Genomic DNA, 25105 nt, shown 5'->3' on the forward strand with positions numbered 1-25105 from the left:
TTTCTTTTATGACAAACGTTGAAAATAAACAAGTTGGTGGTACACCCGCACAAACTCAACCATCACAACCCGGAATCGAAAGTAAAATGAATCCATTACCAACACAGCCTTATGACTATACGGGAAGCGGTAAGTTAAAAGGAAAAGTAGCAATTATTACAGGTGGTGATTCAGGAATTGGCCGAGCTGTTGCCATTGCCTACGCAAAAGAAGGGGCAAATCTTGTCATAAACTATTTGGAAGAAGAGCAGTCCGATGCAGAAGAAACGAAACAATTGGTTGAAAAAGAAGGCGTTCAGGCGGTTCTGGTAGAAGGGGATATCGGTAATTATGAAACAAGTAAAAAACTTGTAAAGACAGCACTAGACCATTTCAAGCAAATTAATATTGTCGTTAATAATGCAGCGGTACAATATCCTGTCGATTCATTTTTAGATATTTCGGTAGAACAATGGGAAAAAACATTCCGTACAAATATGGATGGTATTTTTTATTTATGTAAGGAAGCGGTTCCGCATCTGGGACAAGGAGATTCCATTATATGTACAACATCTGTCAATGCCTACCGCGGCCATTCGATTTTAATTGATTATACATCAACGAAAGGAGCAATTGTAGGCTTTGTCAGAAGTTTAGCGCAAAACATAGCCGATCGAGGGATCCGCGTAAATATGGTCGCACCAGGACCGATTTGGACACCGTTAATTCCTTCTACATTTGATGCAGATCAAGTAGCAGAATTCGGTACTGAAACGCCGTTAAAACGCCCAGGTCAGCCAAGTGAGCTTGCTGGGGCATATGTGCTGCTGGCATCCCAAGACGGAACATATATTACCGGCCAATGTATCCATGTGAATGGCGGCGGCATTATGTGTTCATAAAAGAGACTTGAGGAATGGATTGATCGGTAAAGCATATACGTTCGACAAATAGAAAGCTACTCCATTATGCATAAGAGAGGACTCGTAACAGCAATGGCGAATCTGCACTCATATGCTTGGGGTAGCTTTTTTGGTGTTATTCAAAAGGCGGCTGAAATATTTTTGGTAATGATGGTTTTGTTGTAATTTTCTCCTCAACCGGCTTTTGTTCTCGCCGGCTGCCTCGCGGATTTCCTCTATCTCTCATTTTTTCTCTCTCTCTAGGTCGTTCTTGCGGCATCGAAACAGTAGAAGACTCCAGCGGGTCCGATGTATCTTTAAATCCTTTGTATAAACGCCATAAAGCGGGCAGATTTTTAAACATTGGGGCTGCCTGCTGAATATAAGGGGTGAATTTTTGGGCATTATTAAATAAAGAGTTTGCTCCTGATAAAAATCCTTCAAGTTTTGGTACACCTGCTGCACCTTGCACAGGTGCTTGGGGCGGAATTGGCATTTGGTTCATAAACTGACCAGCTCCAGCAATTGCACCAGCTCCTGGAATCTGACCTACCCCTGGTGCGGGACCTCGCATCATGTATGGTGCATACATTGGAAAGCGTGGTGCAACCGGCATTTGATTCATCATTCCTTGAGGTGGAAAATAATAAGGTGGGCGCATATTAAACTCCTTTCTAAAAATCGACATGATATTACAATTTTCTTTCATAAATTCGTCCCAACAGTTTGACGTTGAAACTATTTACCGTTATGATATGCAGATGGTCACTTAAATGTACGAATTATGGTACAATAGGAAAGATGTAAGGAGGTACGTGAATGTCAAAATATACTGATTATCAATTCAAGCCATTTTTGCAGGACGCCATTGCAAAGCTTGGATTTACAGAGCCGACACCCATTCAAAAAGAAATGATTCCACTCGTATTAAAAGGTAAGAGTGCAATCGGACAAGCTCATACAGGTACAGGAAAAACACATAGTTTTTTATTGCCAATCGTAGAGCGTATCGCAGAAGAAAAACAAGAAGTACAGGCGGTTATCACATCACCGACTCGTGAACTGGCACAACAAATTTTTGATGCGTTGAACCAGCTTGTTGAAGGAACGGAAATTTCAACAAAATTATTTATCGGAGGTACGGACAAACAACGTACAATCGACCGTTTAAAAACACAGCCTCAAATTGTAGTAGGTACACCGGGCCGTATTAAAGATTTAGTAAAGGAAAATGCATTGCTCGTTCACACTGCGCCGATTCTAGTTGTCGATGAAGCAGATCTGGCATTTGACATGGGCTTCATTGAAGATATTGACGGCTTTGCATCGCATATGCCTGAAAAGCTTGAAATGTTCGTGTTCTCAGCGACAATTCCAGAAAAATTAAAACCATTCTTAAAGAAATACATGGATTCACCAGTCCATATTCATATGAATGACAAACGCCCGGTAGCGGAAGGCATTGATTTTGTATTAGTACCTGTTCGTTCGAAAGCGCGCAATACACGTCTACTTGAAGTTATTAAGGGAATCAATCCATTCCTTGCTGTTATTTTCTGTAATACACGTAAAAATGCAGAAGCTGTAGCGAGCTTTTTAGCAGAACAAGGTATCCGTGCAGGACAAATCCACGGTGATTTAAGTCCTCGTGACCGTAAAAAAATGATGAAGCAAGTGCGTGATCTTGAATTCCAATATATCGTAGCAACAGATTTAGCTGCGCGTGGTATTGATATTCAAGGAATTTCTCATGTCATCAACTACGAAATTCCGGAAGATCTGGAGTTCTTCATTCACCGTGTTGGACGTACAGCGCGTGCCGGCTCAAAAGGAACAGCAATTACGTTATACCAGCCGGAAGATGAGGATGCAGTTGTTCGCATCGAAAAAATGGGAATTCCATTTGTACAAAAAGATATTAAAAATGGCGAATGGTCTGATTTAAAAGACCGTCACCAACGTGCAAACCGTAAAGGTGAGCGTAAAGAAGATGAGATTGATGTTAAAGCCAAAGCCCTAGTACGTAAGCCGAAGAAAGTTAAACCAGGCTATAAACGTAATATGAAGTGGGAAATGGAAAAAGTGAAAAAGCGCGAACGCCGTATTAAAGCGCGCCGCAACAATAGATAATTTTGCAAAGGGCTGCTTAGAATGATATTTCTACGCAGCCTGTTTGTTCGTTAAATGGAGGAAAGTAGAATGTTATTAGGTTCACATGTTTCAATGAGCGGAAAAAAAATGCTGCTAGGTGCCAGTGAAGAAGCATTAAGCTATGGTGCCAATACTTTTATGATCTATACAGGCGCACCTCAAAATACGCGCAGAAAACCGATTGAAGAGCTGAATATAATGAAGGGTCTTCTTCATATGAAAGAAAACGGGCTTTCCAACATTGTTGTTCATGCACCTTATATTATTAATTTAGGAAATACGACAAAGCCGGAAACTTTTGAGCTTGGCGTAAACTTTTTGCAGGAAGAAATTAAACGTACTGCTGCATTGGAAGCTACCCAAATCGTGCTGCATCCGGGTGCTCACGTAGGTGCAGGCGTTGATGCGGGTATTGAGCGCATTGTAGAAGGTCTAAATGAAGTGCTGACACAAGATTACCCTGTACAGATTGCTTTGGAAACAATGGCGGGCAAAGGGACTGAAATCGGTCGTACATTCGAAGAGTTGGCAAGCATTATCGATGGTGTGACAAACAATGAGCGTCTGTCGATATGTATGGACACTTGCCATATTCATGATGCAGGCTACGATGTTGTCAATGACTTTGACGGTGTGTTAAATGAATTCGACAAAATTATCGGTTTGGACCGTTTAAAAGTACTGCATATCAATGACTCGAAAAATGTGCGAGGTGCTGCAAAAGACCGTCATGAAAATATCGGTTTTGGTGAAATAGGTTTTGAAGCGATGCACTATATTGTGCATCATCCACAGTTAATGCATTTACCGAAAATATTGGAAACACCATTTGTCGGTCCGGATGCTAAAAACAAAAAAGCGCCATATTTACACGAAATTGCGATGCTTCGAAATAGTGAATTCCAACCAGCATTAATAGATGCTTTGCGCGAATAACAAGAATTAGAAAAACATACTTGGCACAAATTTGATGCAAAGTATGTTTTTTTGCGTTTTTTATGACATAATTTGTTATAATAAGTTAACTGTAAATTAGCAATATTCAAAAGGAGGAACCAGTTGATGAAAAAAATATTTCAGCTTGTCATTCTATTTGCATTATTCTTTTCATTACCTATTCAAAGTTTCGCATCGATCAATGGTGCGGTTACAACGCATTTAGGGAAAAGTAATGCAGCGGTGACAATACGTGACGCGGAGAGCGGGAAAATCGTTTATTCACAAAACGGGGACAAGCTGATGCGACCGGCTTCGAATATGAAATTAGTTTCCGGTGCTGCCGCATTGTCGATTTTAGGTGAGGACTATCGTTTTAAAACGGATTTATATATCGATGGTATTATTGTCAACGATACGTTGAATGGAAATGTGTACATACAGGGCAGTGGCGATCCGACATTGAAAAAAGATGATTTCATGGAGTTTGCCAAAGTATTGAAGCGTAATGGTATACGTACAATAAATGGTCACTTAATCGGCGATGATACCGCATTTTCCGGTAGTACATTACCACCGGGTGTCTTGAAATCGGATGAGACGTATTACTTCGGGGCACGTACTTCTGCAATCACAATGTCACAAAACAATGACTTTGATGCGAGTACAGTTATTATTACTGCAAAGCCTGGTAAAGTCGGGGCCAAACCGAGCTATACGATTGAGCCGAATTTGAGCGGTATGGTCATTTCCAATCAAGCTAAGTCAGTGAGTAAAGGAAGTCGTAATACGATATCAATCAAGCGTGCCTACAACACGAACCGCATTATTATTTCCGGGAATCTTCCACAAGGGAGCAGCAAAAAGGAATGGGTAACATTGCAGGACCCGTCAAAAAATACTATGCAGGCAATTAAACAGACACTGCAAGGGACTGGTTTAAAATTTGTGAAGAGTTCGAAAGTGGAGTTAGGGAAAGTTCCGCAAAAGGCAACATTGCTCTATACAAATGAATCACGTACGCTGGCAGCCATTTTCCCGGCATTTATGAAGCTGAGCAATAACAGTATTGCCGATATTCTTGTAAAAGCGATGGGCAAGCAGCAACTAGGGGAAGGCAGTATGAATAAAGGTGTCACGTTACTGAAGAAATACAGTGCATCATTGAATATTCCTGTTACTAACTGGCGTTTTGCAGATGGCTCGGGACTGTCCAATTCAAATCGCGTAACATCAAACGGTCTTTCACAGCTTCTTTATAAAGTTCAAAAAGAACCGTATTTCGATACATTTTTTGATTCGTTGCCAGTCGCCGGCAATAAAGAGCGCATGATTGGCGGGACATTGAAAAGTCGTTTAACAAGCAGTGCGTTGCAAAATAGAATTTATGCAAAAACGGGCTATATTCCGAATGTGTATACATTATCAGGATATATGAAAGGCCAAAGCGGAAAACAATATATTTTCTCAATTTTACTGGAAAACAAATCGAGTGGCACTGTCTATATTGATCGTACAATGGCAGCACTTGTAAAAAACTTATAGAGGGGCAAAACAGATGGATAAATTACTACTAACAGGATTTGAACCGTTTTTATCAAATCCGATCAACCCTACAATGCAAGTAGTGCAGGCACTGAGCGGAAAGTCAGTTGGTCAGTTTGAAATTGCCGGCCATGTCCTGTCGGTGGACTTTGCAAAAGCACCGGCACAGTTTATGGCACTGGTCGAAGAAGTGAAGCCTACGATTATCGTTTCATTAGGATTAGCTGCGGGCATCACGAAAATTTCTCCGGAACGAGTTGCATTGAATGTAAAAGATGGGGAAAAGGACAATGCGGGAAATGCATTTGAAGATGCACCGATTAAAGAAGAAGGGGACGTTGCGTATTTGTCGACATTGCCGATCCGTAAAATTGTCAACCGTTTAAATTCTGCAGGTTATCCGACAGCAATATCCAATTCAGCAGGAACGTATTTATGTAATAATATTATGTATGAAGGCTTGTACCACGCTGCAAAGAATGAATCGGTTCGAGCTACAGGATTTATTCACATCCCTGCATCATTCGAGCTGGCGATTGAGCATGGCCGAATTCCAGGCTGGTCGATTCGTGATTTGACAGCTGCCATTGAACTTGCACTTGAAGTGTGTGCTGAAAATGTGGAAGTGGCAGGCAAAGTGCTTTAAATTAAATTCATTATCAATTATTTAAGAAAAGCAACAGGGCATCTGTTGCTTTTCTTTTTCACATTATACTGATTTTTACAATCCGACGAGCTTCATCAATTTTTTATAGCGTTTATCCCCGAGAAGCTTATGGATTTTTTGTAAAACCTCTTTTGGAACGCCGGTAAGAGCCCAGCTGATATTGGCATTCTTCAAAATTTTTTGCAGCTTCTGAACTTCTTCAATGCTCAATTCAAGTCCCTGCTGTTTTGCAAAATCCTGTAGTTGCCTGTCATTCATTCCTTTTAAGTTATCAAACCATTGTAACATTTGAATTGTCTTCATCCTTTCAAGTTTATCCCGCATTTACGGGTAGTAAGACTCCCGCCTCTAGATTGAAGCAGGGCGAAAAGGATAGGCGGGAGGTTAACTACCCGTAAAAGCCCGATTGGTGAAACTAACAATCAGTGGGGGATGAAAAAAATCCCCACCGATTGAAGTTTAACTTTATTCCCTTTACATGAACAAAAAACTGCATTATACTAACATGATGTAAATCGTAATGATTTTGAATTAGAAAGAAGCGAACGAGATGAAAAAACCATTGATTGAATTGAAGGATGTTTCCTTTCAATATGAATACACACAAGCATTGAAAAATATTTCGCTACGTGTCAATGAAGGCGACTTTTTGGCGTTAATCGGTCAAAACGGTTCCGGAAAATCGACACTTTTGAAATTAATTTTAGGACTGTTAAAGCCTATGTCAGGGGAAATTAAATTATTTGGCGAACAAGCGAACCATTTTAAACACCGCGAATGGATTGGCTATGTTTCGCAAAAATCCAATGCCTTTAACTCGGGGTTTCCTGCAACGGTCGAAGAAGTCGTGAAAAGCGGTTTATCACAAAAGGTCGGGCTCTTTAAACGCTATCCAAAAGATGCGGACTTTTTAGTAAAAGGTGCTTTAAAAGATGTCGGCATGGAAAAATTTCTGAAACGGAATATTGGTCAGCTTTCTGGAGGGCAGCAGCAGCGTGTGTTCATTGCACGTGCATTAGTGTCCGATCCGAAGCTCCTTATTTTGGATGAACCGACAGTCGGAATTGACCGCGAAAATGTGCAGGCATTCTATGATATGCTCGCACATTTGAATAAGCATCACAATATGACAATGATTTTAGTTACACACGATGTGGACACGGTTTCGGATCGTGTCAGTCATGTCGCATGCTTAAATCAGTCGATCCATTTCCACGGATACAAAAATGATTTTGATACGATTTCGGAAGAACAGATTGCTAGCTGGAACGGCCACTCTGTTCGAAAGATTCATTAAGAGGAGCAGGTCGTTATGATTGAAGCTATATTAACCTATGAATTTTTACAAAATGCCTTTTTCTCAGGGCTTGTTATTGGAGTAATTGCACCATTGCTTGGTGTATTTATCGTAGTAAGACGTCTATCGCTAATAGCTGATGCACTGTCGCATGTCACACTGGCAGGGATTGCAGGAAGCCTGTATTTGAGCCAATCGTTTGCAGCGCTGGCATTGCTGAACCCGATTTATCTAGGGATTCTCTCATCTGTAAGTGGTTCGATTTTAATTGAACGATTACGCAGACTATATAAACATTATGAAGAACTTGCGATTCCGATTATTATGTCCGGCGGTATCGGTGTGAGTGCCATTTTTATTTCACTTGCAAGCGGATTTAATGCTGATTTAATGAGCTATTTATTCGGCTCCGTATCTGCTGTATCGCGCCAGGATTTATATGTTGTGCTTGTAATTGCAGTAGTTGTCGTATTGTTTTTAGTTCTGTTTTTTAAAGAACTTTTCGTTTTGTCATTCGATGAGGAATATGCGAAAGCGAGCGGTTTACCTGCGAAATGGATTCATTTATTGTTCATGATCGTTGTCGCACTCGTAATCGCAGCAAGTATGCGTATTGTGGGCATTCTGCTTGTTTCAAGTCTAATGACATTGCCGGTGGCTGCAGCGATGCGATTAGCTCGCGGCTTTAAAGAAGCGATCATTTTAGCGATTGTATTTGGAGAGCTGGCCGTAGTAATCGGACTCGTTTCTGCATTTTACCTGAACTTGGCACCGGGCGGAACAATTGTTGTCACATCGATTCTGATTTTGCTGTTAGTAATTTTAATAAAAAAACTTGTTTTGAAATTCACGATTAAAACGGAAGGGGAAGAAGTACTGTGAATGCATCGCGCGCGTGGGAAATATTAAAGGACAATGGCTATAAAAAGACGGATAAACGAGAGTTGATTTTGGGGATGTTTGCAGCTACAGACAAATATTTGACTGCCCGTGATTTGTTATCAGTATTGAAAAAAGATTTCCCCGGGATGAGTTTCGATACAATTTACCGTAACTTGGCTACTTTTGTGGAGCTTGATATTTTAGAAGAAACAGAATTAAACGGTGAGCGTAATTTCCGTATGCATTGTGAGTCGGATCACCATCACCACCATTTTATATGCCGTGATTGCGGGAATGTAAAGGAACTGTCTGTTTGCCCCATGGAAATGCTCGGTGAAAAGCTGCCCGGTTATGCCGTTGAGGCCCATAAATTTGAAATTTACGGAAAATGTCCGGAATGTTTATAGTTAGCAATAAAAAATATTTATTTGCATAATTTTTTTTATATGCTAAAGTGATTAAGACAAATTGAATAAATTTGCAGGAAAAAGATGCATTATGCATAAATGGGAATTCGGTGCAAATCCGAAGCTATATCCGTAACTGTAAGCGTTGACGAAAATAAGTGAGAAACCACTGCTAATATAGCGGGAAGGTACTTATGAGTAGAGTGAAGCGCGGAGCCAGGAGACCGATCTTTTTCTTATCGTAACATCCCTCTTCGGAATTAAAGAGAATGTACGGCAGTCACTGATCGAATGAGCATCGTTTTACACTCTTTTTTTGATTTTTGAAGCCATCCATTTTCTTGGGTGGCTTTTTTTCGTTCACTCGGTAATTTCGGTGAGGCACTACTTGAAGTGAGGAGAATTATATGAAAAAGGATATCCGTTTTTCCTGTTATCCGTTTATGCGGGAAAAATCTTGCTGCGTCGATTATGAAATCCGCACCGATTCTTTGACGACGCGAATCGGGACAGTCTTTCCAACGTTAGCTGATGATGCATCCGGTCAAGTCGTTCTGGAAGACTTAAGGAAGATACAACCGTTAGCTTATCATGCCAATGGTTCGGTCCGAGGTAAATTGGCCATTACATCAGAGGATATACAATGGCTAAGCGATCGATACGACTTTTATGTAGATGAAGTCGGGGAAACGATTCAGCAATTTGTGCTGCCCCAAGGTATTGAAAGTGCCGCGAGACTCCACATTTGCCGGAGTGAGGCGAAAAAGTCTTACAGAGCATTACATAAAGTAAGTGAAGAAAGAGAAGTGGATGAAATTCTGTTTGATTTTCTCGGGTTGCTGGCCAATGTATTTTTTGTCATGGCGGTCTTTATGAATCAGCAGCATCAACAAGATGAAATTTCATTTATCTCAAAATCCTATCCAACGAAAAAGAAAAAAGGAGTTACAACAAATGAAATCAAATAACAAATGGGTCGTTGCTTTAGCGGCAACATTATTACTGGCAGCATGTGGATCAGATGAGGGGAAAACAGAAAAGGACATTAATAATGCATCCAAAAATGATGGCGCTCCCTATACAGTTGTAGATGACCGTGGTGTTGAAGTGACATTCGAAGAAGTACCGGAAACGATTATTTCCCTGCAACCAAGCAATACAGAAATTTTGTTTGAACTGGGCGTTGGAGAACAAATTGTCGGTGCTACAGAATTTGATACATATCCGGAAGCCGCACAAGAAATTGAACGTGTGTCCACTTCTACAGTCATTAATGCAGAACGAATTGTTGAATTAGATCCGGATGTCGTGATTGCTTACACAATCGGAGATGAAACACAAATTACCCAATTGGAAGATGCAGGTTTAAAAGTATTTGTAATTGCCTCTGCGGCGACATTTGATGATGTTTATTCGGATATTATCCAGCTATCTGAAGTAATGGGTGTCGAAGATAAAGGGGATGAAGTTGTAGCTGACATTAAGGCGCAAATCGAAACAGTACAGGAAAAAACAGCGGATATCGATGCGAAGAAAAAAGCCTATTATGAAGTATCGCCAGCTCCGGATCTTTGGACTACCGGCAGCAGTACGTTCCAGCAGGAAATAATGGATCACGCAAATGTTGAAAATATTTTTGCTGATCAGAAGAGCTGGATCAGTGTGACGGAAGAAGATGTTATAACTCGTAATCCTGAAATTATTATTACACCTGCAACGTATATGGAAAATGCAGTTGAGGAAATTTTAGGACGTACAGGCTGGGATAAAATACAGGCAGTCACAGACAAGGCAGTTTATTTAGTGGATGGGGATATTATGTCACGTCCTGGACCACGAATTGGTGAAGCGGTAGAAATTATGGCGCAATCAGTATACCCGGAATTGTTTAAATAAGTATAGAATAGAAGGACATGCCTTAGTTTAGGCATGTTCTTTTTACATACAAGGATGAGGAGGGAGACGCTTGATCTTTATAACGGGTGGCGTACGCAGCGGGAAAAGTGCTTTTGCAGAGAAATATGCAAGGCGGTTAGGTGAAGTCAATACGCTCTACTATGTTGCGACAGGCGTATCCTTTGATGAGGAAATGAAAAAAAGGATTGTCCGCCATCAGCAGGATCGTGAAAATCAGAATGCCAACTGGACCACAGTGGAAATGCAAGTTGAAGTTCCTGTAGCAATCCGGCAGCTTTCAAACGATGCAGTTGTGCTTTTTGAATGTGTGACAACATGGCTTTCGAATGTACTGTATACATACGAACAAAAAAATGAAAGTAGCGAATATATCGATAATTGTATCGGATCGATGCAAAAGCAATTGCTAACTTGGCGGAAGCAAGGTGCTACAATAATAGTTGTATCAAATGAAGTGCTGGATGAATTGCCTTCACAATATGATGAGGTAAATCTTTATCGTAAATTGTTGGGAGAGCTTCACCAATGGATTGTACAAAACAGTGATGAAGCATATGAAGTACAATTTCAGCTTGTACAGCGTTGGAAGTAAGGAGGAAACAAGTTGAAAAATAGTTGGAGCGGTTTTTTATTAGCGTGGCAATTTTTTTCGGCGGTGCCGATTAAAAAACAGCTGGATATGAATGCCAAGTCTGTTACATGGATGTATGGATTTTTGCCGATTGTCGGATTGCTGATCGGATCCATAATTAGTATTGGTGTATTTATACTATCTCGTTATAGTGAGATTTCGGACTTGCTGTTGGCGATTTTAATTGTTATCGGGTTGATCGCCCTTACAGGGGGACTGCATTTAGACGGATGGATCGATATGAGCGATGCGTTCTTTTCTTATGGAGAAAAGCAGAAACGGCTGGAGATATTAGATGATCCGCGTACAGGCGCTTTTGGGGTTATTAGTGTTTTTTGCTTACTCGTATTAAAAATCGGTGTTATTTATGAAATGCTGTTGCATGGTCATTTGTCGATTGTGCCGCTTTTAATTTTCATACCATTTATTGCAAGAATGGGGATGCTGCTTTATTTTGTGACGATGCAGCCTGCAAAGGAAAAGGGACTTGCTGCTTATTTTAAAGGGATCGTCATTCAAAATAAGCTTGCTGTTTTAATTGGCGTACAAAGTCTCCTGGCATTTGTATGCTGGTTTTACATTGGCGTTTTCAGCTTGTTTGTCTTAGTGGTCGTGATGCTGCTCACCGTTGCTATTTACCGGAATTGGTCTAAGAAACATTTTGGCGGTGTAACAGGTGATTTACTCGGTGCACTCGGTGAAGGGTTGGAGGTTGTACTATGGCTAACGATATTACTGTGCATTTAATCAGGCACGAAAAAACGAAAGCAAATGTGGAACGCAAATATATTGGCTGGACAGACGAGCCGATTTTGAAAAAAGTGGAAGCTGAGATTGAACTACAGCCTGGCATTGTTTATGGGAGCGATTTGCGGAGATGCCATGAGACTGCACAATGTTATTTTCCGAATGCCGAATTTATTGCTTCTCAAAATTTGCGTGAGCTGCATTTTGGGGACTTTGAAATGTGTACATATGAACAATTACAGCATAATGAAACATACCAAGCTTGGATTGATGAACCGCTTGAAAATCCGATTCCGAACGGAGAAACATTTTTCCAGTTCAAGCAGCGCGTATTGAATGGCTTTCATGGGGTTGTAAATGAAAAGAAAGAATATACATTCATCGTACATGGAGGAGTAATTCGATTATTACTTGCCTTATACGGAATGAAGGAACAGACTTTTCAGCAAACAGTGGCCAATCATCGTACGATTTATACAATGGGCTGGGATACGATAGATGAATTCATAGGAGGTGCGAGATGTACGTTATACTCGGAGGCGCACATAACGGTAAACGAAAATATGCAGAAAAACTGATTGCACAGTTACCGGCAAAAGAACTGATTGTCTGTGAAGGATACCTGCCAAAATTGGAAAGTATGAAAGAAAACGAGCGCTACATATTAAGTAATTTTGAACAGATAATTTTACCGTATCTTCAAGAACCGGAAGAAAAGGCGGCACAGCAAATTTTCGAACAGATTATTCAAATAGCGGGCAGGGCAGAACTGTTTTGTATTTGTACAGATACGAGCCGCGGCGTTGTACCGCTTGAAAAAGAAGCTCGACAATTAAGAGATACTTGCGGCCGGCTTTATCAGAAGCTCTGTAATGAAGCACAGACGGTTATTCGTGTATGGTACGGCATCCCACAAATTTTAAAAGGAGATTCTCATGGACAAAACTAAATTACGTCTGATTATTTTAACAGCATTAATTGCGGCAATTTGCGTGATTGGGAGCTTTATTAAAGTGCCGGTAGGGATAGTAGGAACAGCTGCACTCGATTCTGCCCCGGCTCTTATTAGCGCAATCTTTCTACCGCCAGTTTTTGCGGGAACGGCAGGAGCACTCGGACATATCGCGACAGGTCTTACATCCGGTTTTCCGCTAGGCATTTTACATCTATTAATTGCAGCGGAAATGTTTATTATAGTTGCAGTTTTTGCGATTATGCACCAAAAAGGCTTTCATATTTTAAAATGGCTATTTGTAATTTTCGCAAATGGTGTCATTGCACCGATTCCGTTTTATTTTATTATTTCTCCGGCTTTTTATATCAGCTCAATTGCCTCTTTAACAATTGCAACAGCTGTGAACTGTCTTATCGCAATACTTGTTATGCCTGTATTGAAAACGGTCGTGCAGCGGGTAGGGGCTAATGTATGAGAAATGCGATAGAAGTAAACGGGTTGGTCGTATCCATCGATAATTCCGGGTGTATCGGCACAAAAGAGCATGATATTGTACAGGTACCCAATGAAATCACCGCTTATTTTACAGCTCGTACCGCTATTTTAGAGCAACTTTGCGCAGGCGCAGTTCCGGTTCAATTATTAATGGCCAATTTTTCGGGCGATGATGTCTGGACGGAATACGAGCAAGGGTTTAAAAAGGCATTTTCCGAAATGGGGCTTGAGATGCCCCCTTTAATGGGCTCGAGTGAAACGAATTTCCAGTCGCTTCAGTCAGCTGTCTCTCTCACAATGCTTGGGAAAAAAAAATTCGAACGAAATATGATCAATTGCGGATTTTATGTCGTCGGCGAACCGCTTGTCGGAAATGATGTGATAGAAAATCCGCACAAAATAGCACAGTTAGATGAGTTGTATGAAGGATTGGTCAACGGTATGATCCAAGCGATATGGCCAACAGGTTCTAAAGGAATCGGGGTAGAAATTACACGCTTTATCGGAGAAAATTATACAGCAGATGTCGATTTAACCGGTTCGGCAGGTCCATCATGTGCAGTGTTAGTTGCTGTAAAAAGAGCGCATGAAGAAATGTTTAAAACTAACATGACAGCTCCTGTTAGAAAATTTATAAAGTTAAAGAATGATTGTTAAGGAATTTGCTCGAAAACTAATGGAACTGCTGGAAAAAAATATTTTTTGACGGAAATTAAAAAATACTAAATTTTCTAAAAATAAAGTGGTATGATAGAGTGTATCAACTTAAATTAGTTAAGGAGTCTGAAATTATGACAACATACCAAATTACAACTGAGTTATCAACAAATAGAAAACAAAAAACACCTGCAGAACAGCTTGGTTTTGGTAAGATTTTTACTGACCATATGTTTGTTATGGATTATGAAGATGGAAAAGGATGGAATAATGCGACGATTACACCATATGCTCCGATTACATTAAGTCCTGCTGCGATGGTATTCCACTATGGACAAGCGGTATTTGAAGGTTTAAAAGCATATATGACAGAAGATGGTGAAGTCCAGCTATTCCGCCCGGACCGTAACTTCCAGCGATTAAATTCTTCCAATGCACGCCTTTGCATTCCGCCGATTGATGAGGATTTTGCATTGGAAGCATTAAAAGAATTACTTCGAGTAGATCGCGAGTGGGTTCCGACAGCGCCAGGTACATCACTTTATATTCGACCATTTATTATTGCGACAGAAAGCTATTTAGGTGTAAATCCTGCGAAAAGCTATAAATTTATGATTATCATGTCACCGGTTGGCTCTTATTATAAAGAAGGCATTAACCCGGTTAAAATTTTAGTAGAACAGCAATATGTGCGTGCCGTAGTTGGCGGTACTGGTGAAGCAAAAACAGCCGGGAACTACGCGTCGAGCTTAAAAGGTTCAGAAATTGCTGCGCAACAAGGCTATTCTCAAACATTATGGCTGGACGGCAAGGAAAATAAATACGTAGAAGAAGTCGGCAGTATGAACATCTTCTTTAAAATTTCAGGAAAAGTAATTACACCTGCATTAAACGGCAGTATACTACCTGGCATTACTCGCGATTCTATGATTCAAGTATTAAAATCAAAAAATATTCCGATTGAAGAGCGGGCAGTTGCTTTTGAAGAAGTTATAGAAGCGGCTAAAAACGGCACACTGGAAGAGGCATTCGGTACAGGAACCGCAGCTGTAATTTCGCCGGTAGGGGAGCTGAAATGGCTGGATGAAGTCATTTCTGTCAACAACGGCCAGATCGGTGAAGTAACGCAAATGCTTTACGATACATTAACAGGCATTCAATACGGTAAAGTAGAAGATCCATTCGGTTGGACGGTTAAAATTTAATAAAAAGAAAATACAGCATTTTCCGTTATGGAAGAATGCTGTATTTTTATTGCCTAAATTATTTTTCTAGGACTTCTTCAACTCGTGAAAAGTCTTCGCGAGGAATTATTGCCGATTTTTCAAATGCATTTTTTCCGACATATGTTTCAATAAGTTCTTTCACATCAATACCGGAAGAGGCTTTTAACGTTTCCTGTAAACCGGCCATTAAATCAGTCGCATAACCCGTCACTTTACCAGCGCCGCCGTTTGCACCGCCACCTGTATCAACAACTGTAATCTTGTCGATATTTGAAAGTGGGCTGGCAACTTGTTTAGCGTACTCTGGTAACATTTTAACAATCATATCAAGGACAGCCGCCTGACCGTACTGTTCAAACGCTTCTGCAATTTTCTCTTTCGCTTCTGCTTCCGCAAGACCGCGCAGACGGATAATTTCTGCCTCAGCTGTACCTTGTGCACGCTCTGCATCTGCTTTCGCCAGACCGTCTAAACGAATGCGTTCTGCTTCAGCTTGTGCCTGTGCTTCAATACGGTATTTCTCCGCATCTGCCTGCGCAAGCTCTTTACGTTTTTGTGCTTCTGCGTTTTGTTCGATCGCATAACGGTCCGCATCTGCCTTTTTCTTTACTTCTGAATCATATTGCTTTTCACGACGTAGAATTTCTTTTTCTTCTAATTCAATTTGCTTTTGACGTTCAATGATTCGTACTTGCATTTCCTGTTCTGTTACTTCCTGTTTAGCACGTGCAGATTCCAATTCGTACGCCTGGTCGGCACGGGCTTTTGCGATATCCTGCTCGCGACGGTATTCAGCCACTTTTAACTGATTATTTTTCTCCGCTTCCGCAATTTCAGTAGCACGCTCTAATTCTGCCTGTTGTGCTTCCTGAGCTGCTTGAGCACGTTTAATACGTGTTTCTTTGTCTGCTTCAGCAGTTGCGATATCGGCATCACGTTTCACTTGAGCGATTCGTGGCTTACCTAGAGAGTCCAAATAGCCGTTTTTATCGCGAACATCTTTAATTGTAAATGATACAATGATCAAGCCCATTTTCGCTAAATCCTGAGATGCGACACGTTGTACTTCCTGTGAGAACTTATCACGGTTTTTGTAAATTTCCTCAACTGTCATCGATCCTAAAATCGAACGTAAATGACCTTCCAGTACTTCGCGTGCTTCACTTTCGCGTTCTTGTTTATCTTTCCCTAAGAATTGCTCGGCAGCTGTTGCAATTTCTGAAATTGAACCACCGATTTTGATGATGGCTGTTCCATCAGCCATAACTGGAACACCTTGCTCTGTATAAACTTCCGGAGTTGTTACTTCCAATTTGCTTGAAAGTAGACTAAGTGGCTTCGCCTGCTGGAAAACCGGGAATACAAATGTACCACCACCGCGAATAATTTTAATGCGGTTTCCTGAATCATCGGTATGTACATTTTTGCTTCCTAAATAACTACCTGTTACGATTAATGCTTCATCCGGACCGGCTGTACGATATTTCATAATATAGACCGCTACAAGAGCGACAATTAAAAATACGACTACCCCGACTGTTATTAAAATTCCTGATATACCTGCCAAACCTGACATGAAAATTCCTCCCTGTTTCTAAAAATGAAGTTCTTCTTTCTCATAAATCGCGACCATTGCTGTACCACCCTGCATTTCAATAATTAATACTTGCGTGTCATATGGAATCTCTACTTGATGAAAACTTGCTGCACGCTTTGAAATAATGCCGTTTGCCGTTTTAATCACCATTTCCCCAAAACCTTCAAGAGGAACAGGTACAATCACTCTTCCAACCTGACCTTCAAGCGATTCATCTGTATAGGCAAGGGACACCTCCGCTGAACGTAAAGGAACAAGCAGGAAAAAATAGAGAAGTGCTGTCAATAAACTCGCAATTATAAGAGCGATGATGAATGTGATGAAACTTGTCAAGCCAGTAAACTGTTCCAGCAAATAGCCCGCAGCCGAAGTGAATGTAATAAACGAAAGGATTACAGCTGGGTCAAAAAATGGTGTTCCATCGATGGACACATCCGCAACATCTGCAAAAAATAAGTAAAGAATAGTGCAACACCCAATAACGATTAAGATGATTAAATAAATGGTTTCAATGGAATAACCAAACAAGTTGCCACCTCCTTAATGCTATTTAATTAATTTACGGATGAAATGGAAAAAAGTTTCAAAAAAGTTTATTATTTTCCGGAAATATTAAATGTATGCCAATTCAAGTGATTGACATACATCATGCCTAGAGGGGAGGGGGCTTATTTCAGTTGGAAATCGTTTTTGATCTGAACGGTTAGCGGACTGTTCTTTTCTATGTATTCCATCATTAATTCGGGGATGAATTTATCGGCTTCACGAACAGGCTTTTTTTTAAACATTGGCATTTGGTGCGCACCTGTTGCACGGTAACTATTGACGGCAACTTCAAAGATCTCATTATCCCGAATTGGATTTCCTTCAAAAGTTAGCTTCGTGATACGTTGACCTGCCTGTTGACGTAAATCAATTGCGTAATCAATGCCACCCCACAAATCATAAATATACGGCTGGGGCTCCGGGTAGTACACGACCATACTAAAATCAATTACACCTTTATCATTTAGCGCAAAGACAGCTGCACTTTGTTCAATCGCCCGGCGGATTTCAGCTCCTGTCATTTTAATGACGAGCAGTCGGTTAGGTCGAGGAAGATTATGTAAAACGTGTTCACGGGTTATTTTTCCCGGAAAGCCGCCTTGTGCATGGTAGGGCAGTTCGATGACCGAAATTTGGGCACCGGTGTAATGGAGCTGCATATCATGAAGCAATTGTGTATACGCGGTCATTTTTTTACGGGGCGTAAAAAAGTCCGGATAATTCAGCGCTTCACCCGCTGTTCCGATTTGTTGTTTTTTCCACGCCTCAAATTCGGGAAAAGACTGCATTTTTAATGTGGAATCAACTTGGACGATAGCTGGTTCAAAAGAAAACCTACCATGTTCCACAGTGACATCGATTTGCGCAAAGCAATGTGCATTTGCTCCCGGCTGTACGACCGTGACACCGTTTGCCACTGTGGCAATTTCCAAATGCTGATGTCCTGTAATGAATAGATCAATGCCTTCTATTTCATGAAGCATACGATAGCCTTCATTTTCGCCTTCTTCCAGATCTATAAGGTGACCGCTATGAATATCCCGTTCAAAACCGCCGTGATAGCTTAAAATGACAAGCTGTACCTGTTCAATCTCGCGGACATGCTTAACGGTTTTTTTCGCACATTCAAATGCGTTTTCGAAGTGCAGATGTTTTGTCGATTCACATTCATCCCAGTTTTTTGTGAAATGTGTCACAATCCCTATGACAGCAATCCGTAGACCGTTTATTTCTTTAATAAAATATGGTTCGGCAAACCCTGGAATATTTGCGGCAATCCAAGGGAAATTGGAGGCGTTGCGGATCGCTTGAATATTTTCGGTAGAATAGTTGAATTCATGATTTCCGAAAACTGCAACATCATAGCCAAGTGTGTTCGCAAGTTCGATTTGCGGGTGCTGTTCCTGGACAATATAATCGTAATAATAACTTAAATGACTGCCTTGCAAAAAATCGCCATTATCGATTAGCAAAGCGGGCTGTCTAGCAGAAATCATTTGCGCAAGCTGTGAAAAGCGTTCGGTATGTCCATGGATATCGCTTGTCGCAATAATAGTAAATTTCATTGAGAAAACTTCCTTTAATATTTCATTTTCCTTATTATAGCGTGAATTATTGCGCGACAGTTCTGAAAGTGCTTAAATAAATATATGAGTAGTTTACGCTAAATTATAGGAGTTGGTAATTATGATTACTGTAACAAACCGTATTCAAGTAAAAAAAGGTTTTGCTGAAAAAATGGCCCCAAAATTTGTACAACCAGGCCCATTACAGGAATTCGAGGGTTTCCAAAAGGTGGAAGTGTTAGTTTCGACACAATTTGAAGAATATGACGAAATGAGCGTTGTCATGTACTGGGATTCAAAAGAAAGCTTTGCTGTATGGCGTGAAAGTGATGCATTCAAACAATCACATAAACGTCCATCTGAAGGTGAAGGCGGAGGCCACCAAGGTGAATCACCAATGCTTGGTTCACAAATAGTGATCGCCGAAGTGGCAGGCACAATCTCAAAATAGTGTTAAGGGGTGTCCTAATGTTTTCGTTAGGGCACCTTTATGCTATACATACTCTTATTAAAATACATACAGAGCTTATGTTTTAACAAATAGTGAATGAAAACAGAAGGGTGTTTTAAATGTCGAATATGGAGCAATATTTTTACGACGGGCAGTTTTTGAAATGCTATGAAGAAGCGAAACGCCAATTACAGAGCGGTGAAAATAAACAGGCAACGCAATTTTTGACTGTTTTTGAAAAATACGAGTATGAGAAATTTCCGAAGCCCACAGCACAGATTCCGCAAAGTGCAGAACGTGCCAATGAAAGCTATCCTGAAAATGACGAGGTTGAACAACTGCGGGCAATTAAAGATGAACAGCAGTTTTCGGAAAAAGTGAAACAGCTTGAACATGATGCACGGACAGCGGATGCTGAAAGGAAAGCACAGTCGTTTTATGTACAGGGACACCTTTTTTTAATGGCGCACCATTATGATGAAAGTGTGCACTGCTTTATGGAAGCGGTGAAGCATCATCCAAATAAGGCATTGTATTACGGGATTGCAGGGCAGACGATGAACCGCTTTAACTGGTCACCGTTTGATGTAATGGTCTATATTGAGCGGGCGATCGATCTGGATCCGGAAAACGCAAGATGGTACTGGAATAAGGCACTCGTTTTAACACAGCTTTACAAAGACTTGAATGCCGAGCCGTTTTTGGAAAATGCGTTAATTACAATTGAAAAAGCAATCGAGGCGTGCCGCGAAGACCAGGTATCGCTGCGTTCAGGCATTGATTCAACATTGGAAAATCTGAAAGAATATCTTTTCAATTAACCAAGCACCTGTAGATGGAGGAAAAAGTATGAAGTTTTTATCTTGGAAAGGTATTTCGATATACTTAACGATCATTTTATTTTTACTCATTTTTATTCAGATTCTTGACTGGAATAAAGGGAACGACAAAGAGGGGCAATATGCGGCAGAGCTGGAAAAAGCGTATTTGGATTTGGTTGATTTCCAAACGTATATATTGAACGATGAAGTGAAGGTCGATGACAATAAGCATGTGCTGACGATGTACGAGAAAAACTTTCAATATCAGCTAAGCATGTTCATTGATATTTTCGGCAATAAAAAAGTGGATGATGAGAACCTTTTTGATTCCTACAAACAAATCGATGAGGCATTGGCTGCATTTTATGAAGCGGAAAGCGCGGAACAGCAGGGACAGGCACATGAGCAGTTGCTCGATGCTAAACAATCGCTGTTTACAATATTGAATGACCTGAAATAGTATGGGGCTCACGAACGCTTTGGTGGAAGCGTGCGTGGGCTTTTTTTCATGGGGTTGGGTGCGCGGGGTTGAATGTTCTAATAACCGTGCTGGAAGTTCTAATAAAACCGAAAAAGTTCTAATATATCACTGGTTTTCTAATATATGTTGCGGATCTTCTAATAAGTGTCTCCGATTTTCTAATATCGCTGTCAGAAGTTCGAATAAGTCTCTTAGATCTGCTAATAAACTAGAAAAAGTTCTAATAAATCAAAGTACGGCGACTCTATAGCAACCCTTCACCCCAAAAAAGCCGCCCTAAAGTTATCTATCAACTCTAGGACAGCCTCAGCATTCACATTCATTACTTTTTCTTCTTTTTATCCTTCACAAACGTAAACACGATCATCGCAACCCAAATTACAACGATTGCTATAAGAATGTAAAAGTTTTTAGGGGAGCTGGATAAATTCAACTCATCCGCTAAAATTCCACCAATAGACTGCAATTGCGCACTTAATAATATAATCAGCGCACCAATAAATAACATGATTTTAGGATTGATCGCAAAGCGCAGCACCACAATGATGAACAAAGCCGAGAAAATCAGCAATAGGGTGAAGAGGGGATCCAGTAATGTAAGTGTCCCGTCCTTTGCAAAGTTTTCGTACGTAAATGTCATAAATAATTCTCCTTACTTTACTAATCCGTTTTGAAATGCATAGACGACAGCCTGTGTGCGGTCCTGCACTTCGAGTTTACTTAAAATATTGCTGACATGGGTTTTCACTGTTTTTAATGCGATAAACAGTTCTTCTGCTATTTCCTGATTGGCAAGGCCGCGAGCCATACATAACAGAACTTCCATTTCCCGTTCTGTTAAATGGTTATGCAGGGCAGGGGCTGTTCCGCGCATACGGGCCATTACCCGTGTCGTTGCTTCCGGTTCAAGAACGGTTTCCCCGGCCATCGTTTTCCGGATTGCGTCGGCAATTTGTTTGGCGTTGCTCGTTTTCAGTATATAGCTGACAGCACCTGCTTCAAGTGCCGGGTATAATTTATCGTCATCGATAAAGCTCGTGACAATCATTACTTTTGCTTGCGGCCATTGCGTCAGAATTTCGGCAGTCGCTTCAGCACCCGTTTTGATCGGCATCACATTATCCATCAGCACAATATCCGGTTTTAGCGAAAGCACTGTTTCGATCGCTTCCTCGCCGTTTGTTGCTTCACCGATGACTTCGATATCGGGTTGTGCCGATAAATAGGCGGCAACCCCGATTCGAACCATTTCGTGATCATCTACTATGACAACTTTAATCATTCATTTGTTCCTCCTTTTTAAGCGGAACTTTAACCTCGACAATTGTACCTTCATCCGGTACAGAGACAATTTTATACGTGCAGCCAATTTCGACAGCGCGTTCGGCAATATTGCGCAGACCGTAAGAAGTCGTTTTATCTCCATCCACATTAAATCCTAGGCCATTATCTTGAATACGCAAAATCGCCAGCTGGTCGCGTGCAATTAATAGCAGTTCGACTTCTGTTGCTTTAGCATGCCGTAATGTATTTGATAAAGCTTCTTGTGCAATTCGGAATAAATGATCTTCTTCCGCTTTCGATAATCCGATTTCTTCAATTTGGTAATCAATATTGAAATACACTTTTTCCTGTAATTCTACAATCAGATCTTCTAAACCTTCCGCCAAGCTTTTATTGTGAAGGGCAACAGGGCGCAAGTGAAGGAGAAGCGCGCGCATTTCGAGCTGTGCCTGCTGGACGATTTTCTCCACCTGCCCCAGCTGCTTTTGTGCAAATTCATCTTGACGCTGTTCTGTAAGCGCGGAGAGAAGCATGGATGCCGCAAACAGCTGCTGGGATACAGAATCATGCAGTTCGCGAGCAAGACGCTGACGTTCTGCAAGGAGCCGCTCCTGGACGATGGCGTCATTAGTTTCCACTTTTTCATTGGATAACCGCTGCAAAGATGTCCGCTGTGTTTCAATTAATTCATTCGTCTCACGTAATGCCTTTTTTAATGAGCCGTTTGCTTTTTTAAATTTTTGTGCAAAATCTGGCTCCGCTACTTTTTTCACAATGCGGGTCATCTGATTTTCTTTTATTTTTAATGCGATCGATATCCATAATGAAATAAAGAAGCTCGTCGTTGTTGCGATAATGGCGATCACGGCAACAATCGGCATTGTATACTCATCACTTTCCCATAAAAAGCGCCAGGTCTCTTCTTGCGGCTGGCCGAGCAGGAAAACGAAAATATTCATGGCAAAAGTCGCAAAAACCATAATGAGTATAAAAAAGCGTAAAATAAATGCAATCATCCGCGCTGCACCTCCACATCGCCAATCCAAGATGTCACATAAACGACAAGGACACGTTTTGCATCCATTTCCCCATCCTCAAAAAGGAGCTGTTCATTAATACACTGCTTTGGCGCATAATGCAGGTAGGTTGCTTCACCGTATAAAGTGGAGTAATGAAGTTGAATTGTTACTTCGTAAGGCACGATAACCCGTACTTTTCCGAGAGATTGATGGATCACGATAATCGACTTCCCGTTTGGTAAAATGGTTTCGGTCGCATCGATTGTAATATCGCCGATAAAGCGTTGAATATGAACATCTTTCCAATGATAGCTTTCTGTCGGAGCCCCCGTAGTTCCGATTAATTGATTCTGATTCGATGTATTGGCAAAGTGACTTTTAATTTCCATCACTTGCTCTTTTTTCGTTAAGTATTGGTATAAAAGAAAGACAAGCACACCAATGATTAAAAGGCGCAGTGTCCAAATATTAATAATAGCAAAGAATAATAGAACGAGTCCCGTCCATAATAAATAACGCTTCTTCTTTTTAAAGCTGAAAAATAGAAACAGTGCACCTAAAATCAGTAAAAACACGGTGCCATTATTGAAAAGTGTCAATTCGATCAATACGACAAGTGCCATACTAATCGCGATAATTGCAAGCTGGTCAGATGTAATTTTCGGCATAGTGCCTCCCCCTATAACGTGCAAAATGGAGAAAGCACGGTGCCTTCTCCTTTACGCATTATATCATTATTTTGGTTGTTCTATGAGTTTTTGTTCTTTTTCAAGCTGCGCCAATCGAGCTTCAAAAGAGGTTACTTCATATTTACGCTCGATATTTTCAGATAATTCATCAATATAAGTTGATAGTTCATCGAAATTATCGGCATTGTCCGATGTGAGAACTTTATCCATCTGGTGGTTGGCACGTACGACATTTTCTTTGCCCATCAGCTGTAGTTGGCGCACTTTCATGTCTTTTATTTTATGTTTCATCGTTTCGAATTTGCGTTCCAGTGCAAAGTATTCTGTATTCGCGGCATCAATGCTTGAAAGAAGGGCATGTTTTCTGGCAGTGTAAGCCGTTACTTCTTCCTGTGCAAACACAATCAGTTCAGCCTCTTCAGTTGACTGAGCCAATAAAAGCTGGTTTTCACGCTTCTCAAGCATTTCAATCGTTTGTGAAAGTTGGAGTTCCAGCTCTTTTTTCAGCTGAGCCTGACGCGCAAGCAATTTTCCAGTTTCTTCAGTTTGTTTTTCTGCTTCACGAATATAGTGGTTCAGCATTTTAATCGGGTTTTTATCGACCTTTTTGTCAAACATATCATGTAAATCCGCCTGAATTGAATATTTGAATTTTGTAAATAAATTTCTCATTGTCCATCGCTCCTATTTGTTTAAATTTGCCCATTCACGTTCAAAGTTTGTAAATGGATCTTCTTGCTCTTTTTTGCCTGGTAAAAATTCAATCTTTTCGTTTTTACGTGCTTTATAAAGATAAAACAATACACCGATTGCGGCTAAACCGATAAAGCCAGGGATGTTTGATAAGGCACTTACTAAACCGGCTAAAGCGACAACAAGGCTCATTACTTTTCCGAAAGTAGATTTACTTTCTGTGTAATAGTGCAGACCTGCTGCCAGAAGTGCTCCTGAGATTAATAAGCCGGCTACTGGCGCGAGCAGGCAAAGTGCGATGATCGCTGTGATAAAAGCCGCTGAATATAAGAAAAACTTTTTCATTATGTGTTCCTCCTTGTAGTTGATATGTTCATGTTACCGTGGATTTAAAAATCCGATAACGACCTGTTACCGTATTTTCATCTAGGTCTCGAGACTGAGACGGACTCAGACAGTTATATGGATGACTTAACTTCTCTCTGGAGAAGTTAAAATATATAGAAACGTAATAACTTTTATTGTATAATGCTTGTTGGAGAGTTTTTCTCGGTACATAAGTAGT

The 25105-nt window shown here is 40.7% G+C and carries 31 protein-coding genes and 1 riboswitch; of the genes, 20 read left to right on the top strand and 11 right to left on the bottom strand.

Annotation, left to right across the window (positions count from 1 at the left end; translation table 11 throughout):
* The first annotated feature begins 8 nt into the window (after positions 1-8).
* The gene (locus ABS917_RS01760) at positions 9-881 is read left to right on the top strand and encodes an SDR family oxidoreductase (RefSeq protein WP_350477392.1); all 873 of its coding nucleotides are present in this window, start codon (positions 9-11) and stop codon (positions 879-881) included.
* Between the two features lie 136 nt (positions 882-1017).
* Here ABS917_RS01760 and vrrA read toward each other — a convergent pair whose 3' ends face one another.
* A complete protein-coding gene (gene vrrA, locus ABS917_RS01765) occupies positions 1018-1542 on the bottom strand; it encodes a VrrA/YqfQ family protein (RefSeq protein WP_350477393.1) in 525 nt (174 codons plus the stop codon).
* 158 nt (positions 1543-1700) lie between these two features.
* On the opposite strand from vrrA, the gene ABS917_RS01770 reads away from it, so the two are divergent.
* From ABS917_RS01770 to ABS917_RS01785, 4 genes are all read left to right on the top strand, one after another.
* Positions 1701-3011 carry a DEAD/DEAH box helicase gene (locus ABS917_RS01770; RefSeq protein WP_350477394.1) on the top strand — a complete coding sequence of 437 codons (1311 nt, stop codon included), beginning with the start codon at positions 1701-1703 and terminating at the stop codon, positions 3009-3011.
* Between the two features lie 69 nt (positions 3012-3080).
* Positions 3081-3968 (top strand): deoxyribonuclease IV, encoded by an 888-nt coding sequence (locus ABS917_RS01775; RefSeq protein ID WP_350477395.1) that lies wholly within the window; start codon positions 3081-3083, stop codon positions 3966-3968.
* 126 nt (positions 3969-4094) lie between these two features.
* Positions 4095-5513 (top strand): D-alanyl-D-alanine carboxypeptidase/D-alanyl-D-alanine endopeptidase, encoded by a 1419-nt coding sequence (dacB, locus tag ABS917_RS01780; RefSeq protein WP_350477396.1) that lies wholly within the window; start codon positions 4095-4097, stop codon positions 5511-5513.
* Positions 5514-5526: 13 nt separating this feature from the next.
* Positions 5527-6159 (top strand): pyroglutamyl-peptidase I, encoded by a 633-nt coding sequence (locus tag ABS917_RS01785; protein WP_350477397.1) that lies wholly within the window; start codon positions 5527-5529, stop codon positions 6157-6159.
* 75 nt (positions 6160-6234) lie between these two features.
* Here the strand turns inward: ABS917_RS01785 and ABS917_RS01790 are convergent, their stop codons facing one another.
* Positions 6235-6468, bottom strand: a complete 234-nt coding sequence (locus ABS917_RS01790) for an isopropylmalate synthase (protein ID WP_350477398.1) — start codon at positions 6466-6468, stop codon at positions 6235-6237.
* Between the two features lie 262 nt (positions 6469-6730).
* Here ABS917_RS01790 and ABS917_RS01795 point away from each other — a divergent pair, with 262 nt between their 5' ends.
* The 12 genes from ABS917_RS01795 (at position 6731) to ABS917_RS01850 (ending at position 15373) form a co-directional block, all read left to right on the top strand.
* Positions 6731-7477, top strand: a complete 747-nt coding sequence (locus tag ABS917_RS01795; RefSeq protein ID WP_251689055.1) for a metal ABC transporter ATP-binding protein — start codon at positions 6731-6733, stop codon at positions 7475-7477.
* A gap of 15 nt (positions 7478-7492) precedes the next feature.
* On the top strand, positions 7493-8359 hold the full coding sequence (locus ABS917_RS01800) for a metal ABC transporter permease (RefSeq protein ID WP_350477399.1): 867 nt from the start codon (positions 7493-7495) through the stop codon (positions 8357-8359).
* Positions 8356-8766 carry a Fur family transcriptional regulator gene (locus ABS917_RS01805; RefSeq protein ID WP_350477400.1) on the top strand — a complete coding sequence of 137 codons (411 nt, stop codon included), beginning with the start codon at positions 8356-8358 and terminating at the stop codon, positions 8764-8766. The genes ABS917_RS01800 and ABS917_RS01805 overlap by 4 nt, the downstream gene beginning before the upstream one ends.
* Before the next feature lie 65 nt (positions 8767-8831).
* A riboswitch (cobalamin riboswitch) is annotated at positions 8832-9013 on the top strand.
* Positions 9014-9173: 160 nt separating this feature from the next.
* A complete protein-coding gene (locus ABS917_RS01810) occupies positions 9174-9734 on the top strand; it encodes a hypothetical protein (protein ID WP_350477401.1) in 561 nt (186 codons plus the stop codon).
* Positions 9721-10662 (top strand): ABC transporter substrate-binding protein, encoded by a 942-nt coding sequence (locus tag ABS917_RS01815; protein WP_350477402.1) that lies wholly within the window; start codon positions 9721-9723, stop codon positions 10660-10662. The genes ABS917_RS01810 and ABS917_RS01815 overlap by 14 nt, the downstream gene beginning before the upstream one ends.
* Before the next feature lie 70 nt (positions 10663-10732).
* Complete coding sequence (locus ABS917_RS01820) at positions 10733-11275, top strand: bifunctional adenosylcobinamide kinase/adenosylcobinamide-phosphate guanylyltransferase (protein WP_350477403.1); 543 nt, start codon at positions 10733-10735, stop codon at positions 11273-11275.
* Between the two features lie 12 nt (positions 11276-11287).
* A complete protein-coding gene (gene cobS / locus ABS917_RS01825) occupies positions 11288-12061 on the top strand; it encodes an adenosylcobinamide-GDP ribazoletransferase (RefSeq protein ID WP_350477404.1) in 774 nt (257 codons plus the stop codon).
* Entirely contained in the window at positions 12034-12639 is a 606-nt protein-coding gene (locus ABS917_RS01830) for a histidine phosphatase family protein (RefSeq protein WP_350477405.1), read from the top strand. The genes cobS and ABS917_RS01830 overlap by 28 nt, the downstream gene beginning before the upstream one ends.
* The gene (locus ABS917_RS01835) at positions 12582-13010 is read left to right on the top strand and encodes a bifunctional adenosylcobinamide kinase/adenosylcobinamide-phosphate guanylyltransferase (protein ID WP_350477406.1); all 429 of its coding nucleotides are present in this window, start codon (positions 12582-12584) and stop codon (positions 13008-13010) included. The genes ABS917_RS01830 and ABS917_RS01835 overlap by 58 nt, the downstream gene beginning before the upstream one ends.
* The gene (locus ABS917_RS01840) at positions 12997-13491 is read left to right on the top strand and encodes an ECF transporter S component (protein WP_350477407.1); all 495 of its coding nucleotides are present in this window, start codon (positions 12997-12999) and stop codon (positions 13489-13491) included. Before ABS917_RS01835 ends, ABS917_RS01840 begins: the two co-directional genes overlap by 14 nt.
* Positions 13488-14168: a hypothetical protein gene (locus tag ABS917_RS01845; RefSeq protein WP_350477408.1), complete on the top strand. Its 681-nt coding sequence runs from the start codon at positions 13488-13490 to the stop codon at positions 14166-14168. Before ABS917_RS01840 ends, ABS917_RS01845 begins: the two co-directional genes overlap by 4 nt.
* A gap of 134 nt (positions 14169-14302) precedes the next feature.
* Complete coding sequence (locus ABS917_RS01850; RefSeq protein ID WP_350477409.1) at positions 14303-15373, top strand: branched-chain amino acid aminotransferase; 1071 nt, start codon at positions 14303-14305, stop codon at positions 15371-15373.
* Between the two features lie 58 nt (positions 15374-15431).
* Here the strand turns inward: ABS917_RS01850 and ABS917_RS01855 are convergent, their stop codons facing one another.
* The 3 genes from ABS917_RS01855 to ABS917_RS01865 all read right to left on the bottom strand — a co-directional run bounded on the left by ABS917_RS01855 (position 15432) and on the right by ABS917_RS01865 (position 19102).
* Positions 15432-16970 carry a flotillin lipid rafts scaffold protein FloT gene (locus tag ABS917_RS01855; RefSeq protein WP_350477410.1) on the bottom strand — a complete coding sequence of 513 codons (1539 nt, stop codon included), beginning with the start codon at positions 16968-16970 and terminating at the stop codon, positions 15432-15434.
* Positions 16971-16988: 18 nt separating this feature from the next.
* Entirely contained in the window at positions 16989-17519 is a 531-nt protein-coding gene (locus ABS917_RS01860; RefSeq protein ID WP_350477411.1) for an NfeD family protein, read from the bottom strand.
* Positions 17520-17659: 140 nt separating this feature from the next.
* Positions 17660-19102, bottom strand: a complete 1443-nt coding sequence (locus ABS917_RS01865; RefSeq protein WP_350477412.1) for a bifunctional metallophosphatase/5'-nucleotidase — start codon at positions 19100-19102, stop codon at positions 17660-17662.
* Positions 19103-19223: 121 nt separating this feature from the next.
* On the opposite strand from ABS917_RS01865, the gene ABS917_RS01870 reads away from it, so the two are divergent.
* From ABS917_RS01870 to ABS917_RS01880, 3 genes are all read left to right on the top strand, one after another.
* Positions 19224-19553: a heme oxygenase gene (locus ABS917_RS01870; protein ID WP_339198385.1), complete on the top strand. Its 330-nt coding sequence runs from the start codon at positions 19224-19226 to the stop codon at positions 19551-19553.
* 119 nt (positions 19554-19672) lie between these two features.
* Complete coding sequence (locus ABS917_RS01875; protein WP_350477413.1) at positions 19673-20374, top strand: tetratricopeptide repeat protein; 702 nt, start codon at positions 19673-19675, stop codon at positions 20372-20374.
* Between the two features lie 28 nt (positions 20375-20402).
* The gene (locus tag ABS917_RS01880; RefSeq protein ID WP_350477414.1) at positions 20403-20834 is read left to right on the top strand and encodes an iron ABC transporter substrate-binding protein; all 432 of its coding nucleotides are present in this window, start codon (positions 20403-20405) and stop codon (positions 20832-20834) included.
* A gap of 343 nt (positions 20835-21177) precedes the next feature.
* Here ABS917_RS01880 and ABS917_RS01885 read toward each other — a convergent pair whose 3' ends face one another.
* The 6 genes from ABS917_RS01885 to ABS917_RS01910 all read right to left on the bottom strand — a co-directional run bounded on the left by ABS917_RS01885 (position 21178) and on the right by ABS917_RS01910 (position 24885).
* Positions 21178-21495, bottom strand: a complete 318-nt coding sequence (locus ABS917_RS01885) for an acyl-CoA dehydrogenase (protein WP_350477415.1) — start codon at positions 21493-21495, stop codon at positions 21178-21180.
* A 12-nt stretch (positions 21496-21507) separates the two neighbouring features.
* A complete protein-coding gene (locus ABS917_RS01890; protein ID WP_350477416.1) occupies positions 21508-22137 on the bottom strand; it encodes a response regulator transcription factor in 630 nt (209 codons plus the stop codon).
* Positions 22130-23155 (bottom strand): sensor histidine kinase, encoded by a 1026-nt coding sequence (locus tag ABS917_RS01895; protein ID WP_350477417.1) that lies wholly within the window; start codon positions 23153-23155, stop codon positions 22130-22132. Before ABS917_RS01895 ends, ABS917_RS01890 begins: the two co-directional genes overlap by 8 nt.
* Complete coding sequence (gene liaF, locus ABS917_RS01900) at positions 23152-23826, bottom strand: cell wall-active antibiotics response protein LiaF (protein ID WP_350477418.1); 675 nt, start codon at positions 23824-23826, stop codon at positions 23152-23154. The genes ABS917_RS01895 and liaF overlap by 4 nt, the downstream gene beginning before the upstream one ends.
* A 66-nt stretch (positions 23827-23892) precedes the next feature.
* Positions 23893-24519 (bottom strand): PspA/IM30 family protein, encoded by a 627-nt coding sequence (locus ABS917_RS01905; RefSeq protein WP_350477419.1) that lies wholly within the window; start codon positions 24517-24519, stop codon positions 23893-23895.
* Between the two features lie 12 nt (positions 24520-24531).
* Positions 24532-24885: a lmo0954 family membrane protein gene (locus tag ABS917_RS01910; RefSeq protein WP_350477420.1), complete on the bottom strand. Its 354-nt coding sequence runs from the start codon at positions 24883-24885 to the stop codon at positions 24532-24534.
* Between the last annotated feature and the right edge of the window lie 220 nt (positions 24886-25105).

Origin of the sequence: Solibacillus sp., from assembly GCF_040273735.1 — a bacterium.
GTDB lineage: Bacteria > Bacillota > Bacilli > Bacillales_A > Planococcaceae > Solibacillus.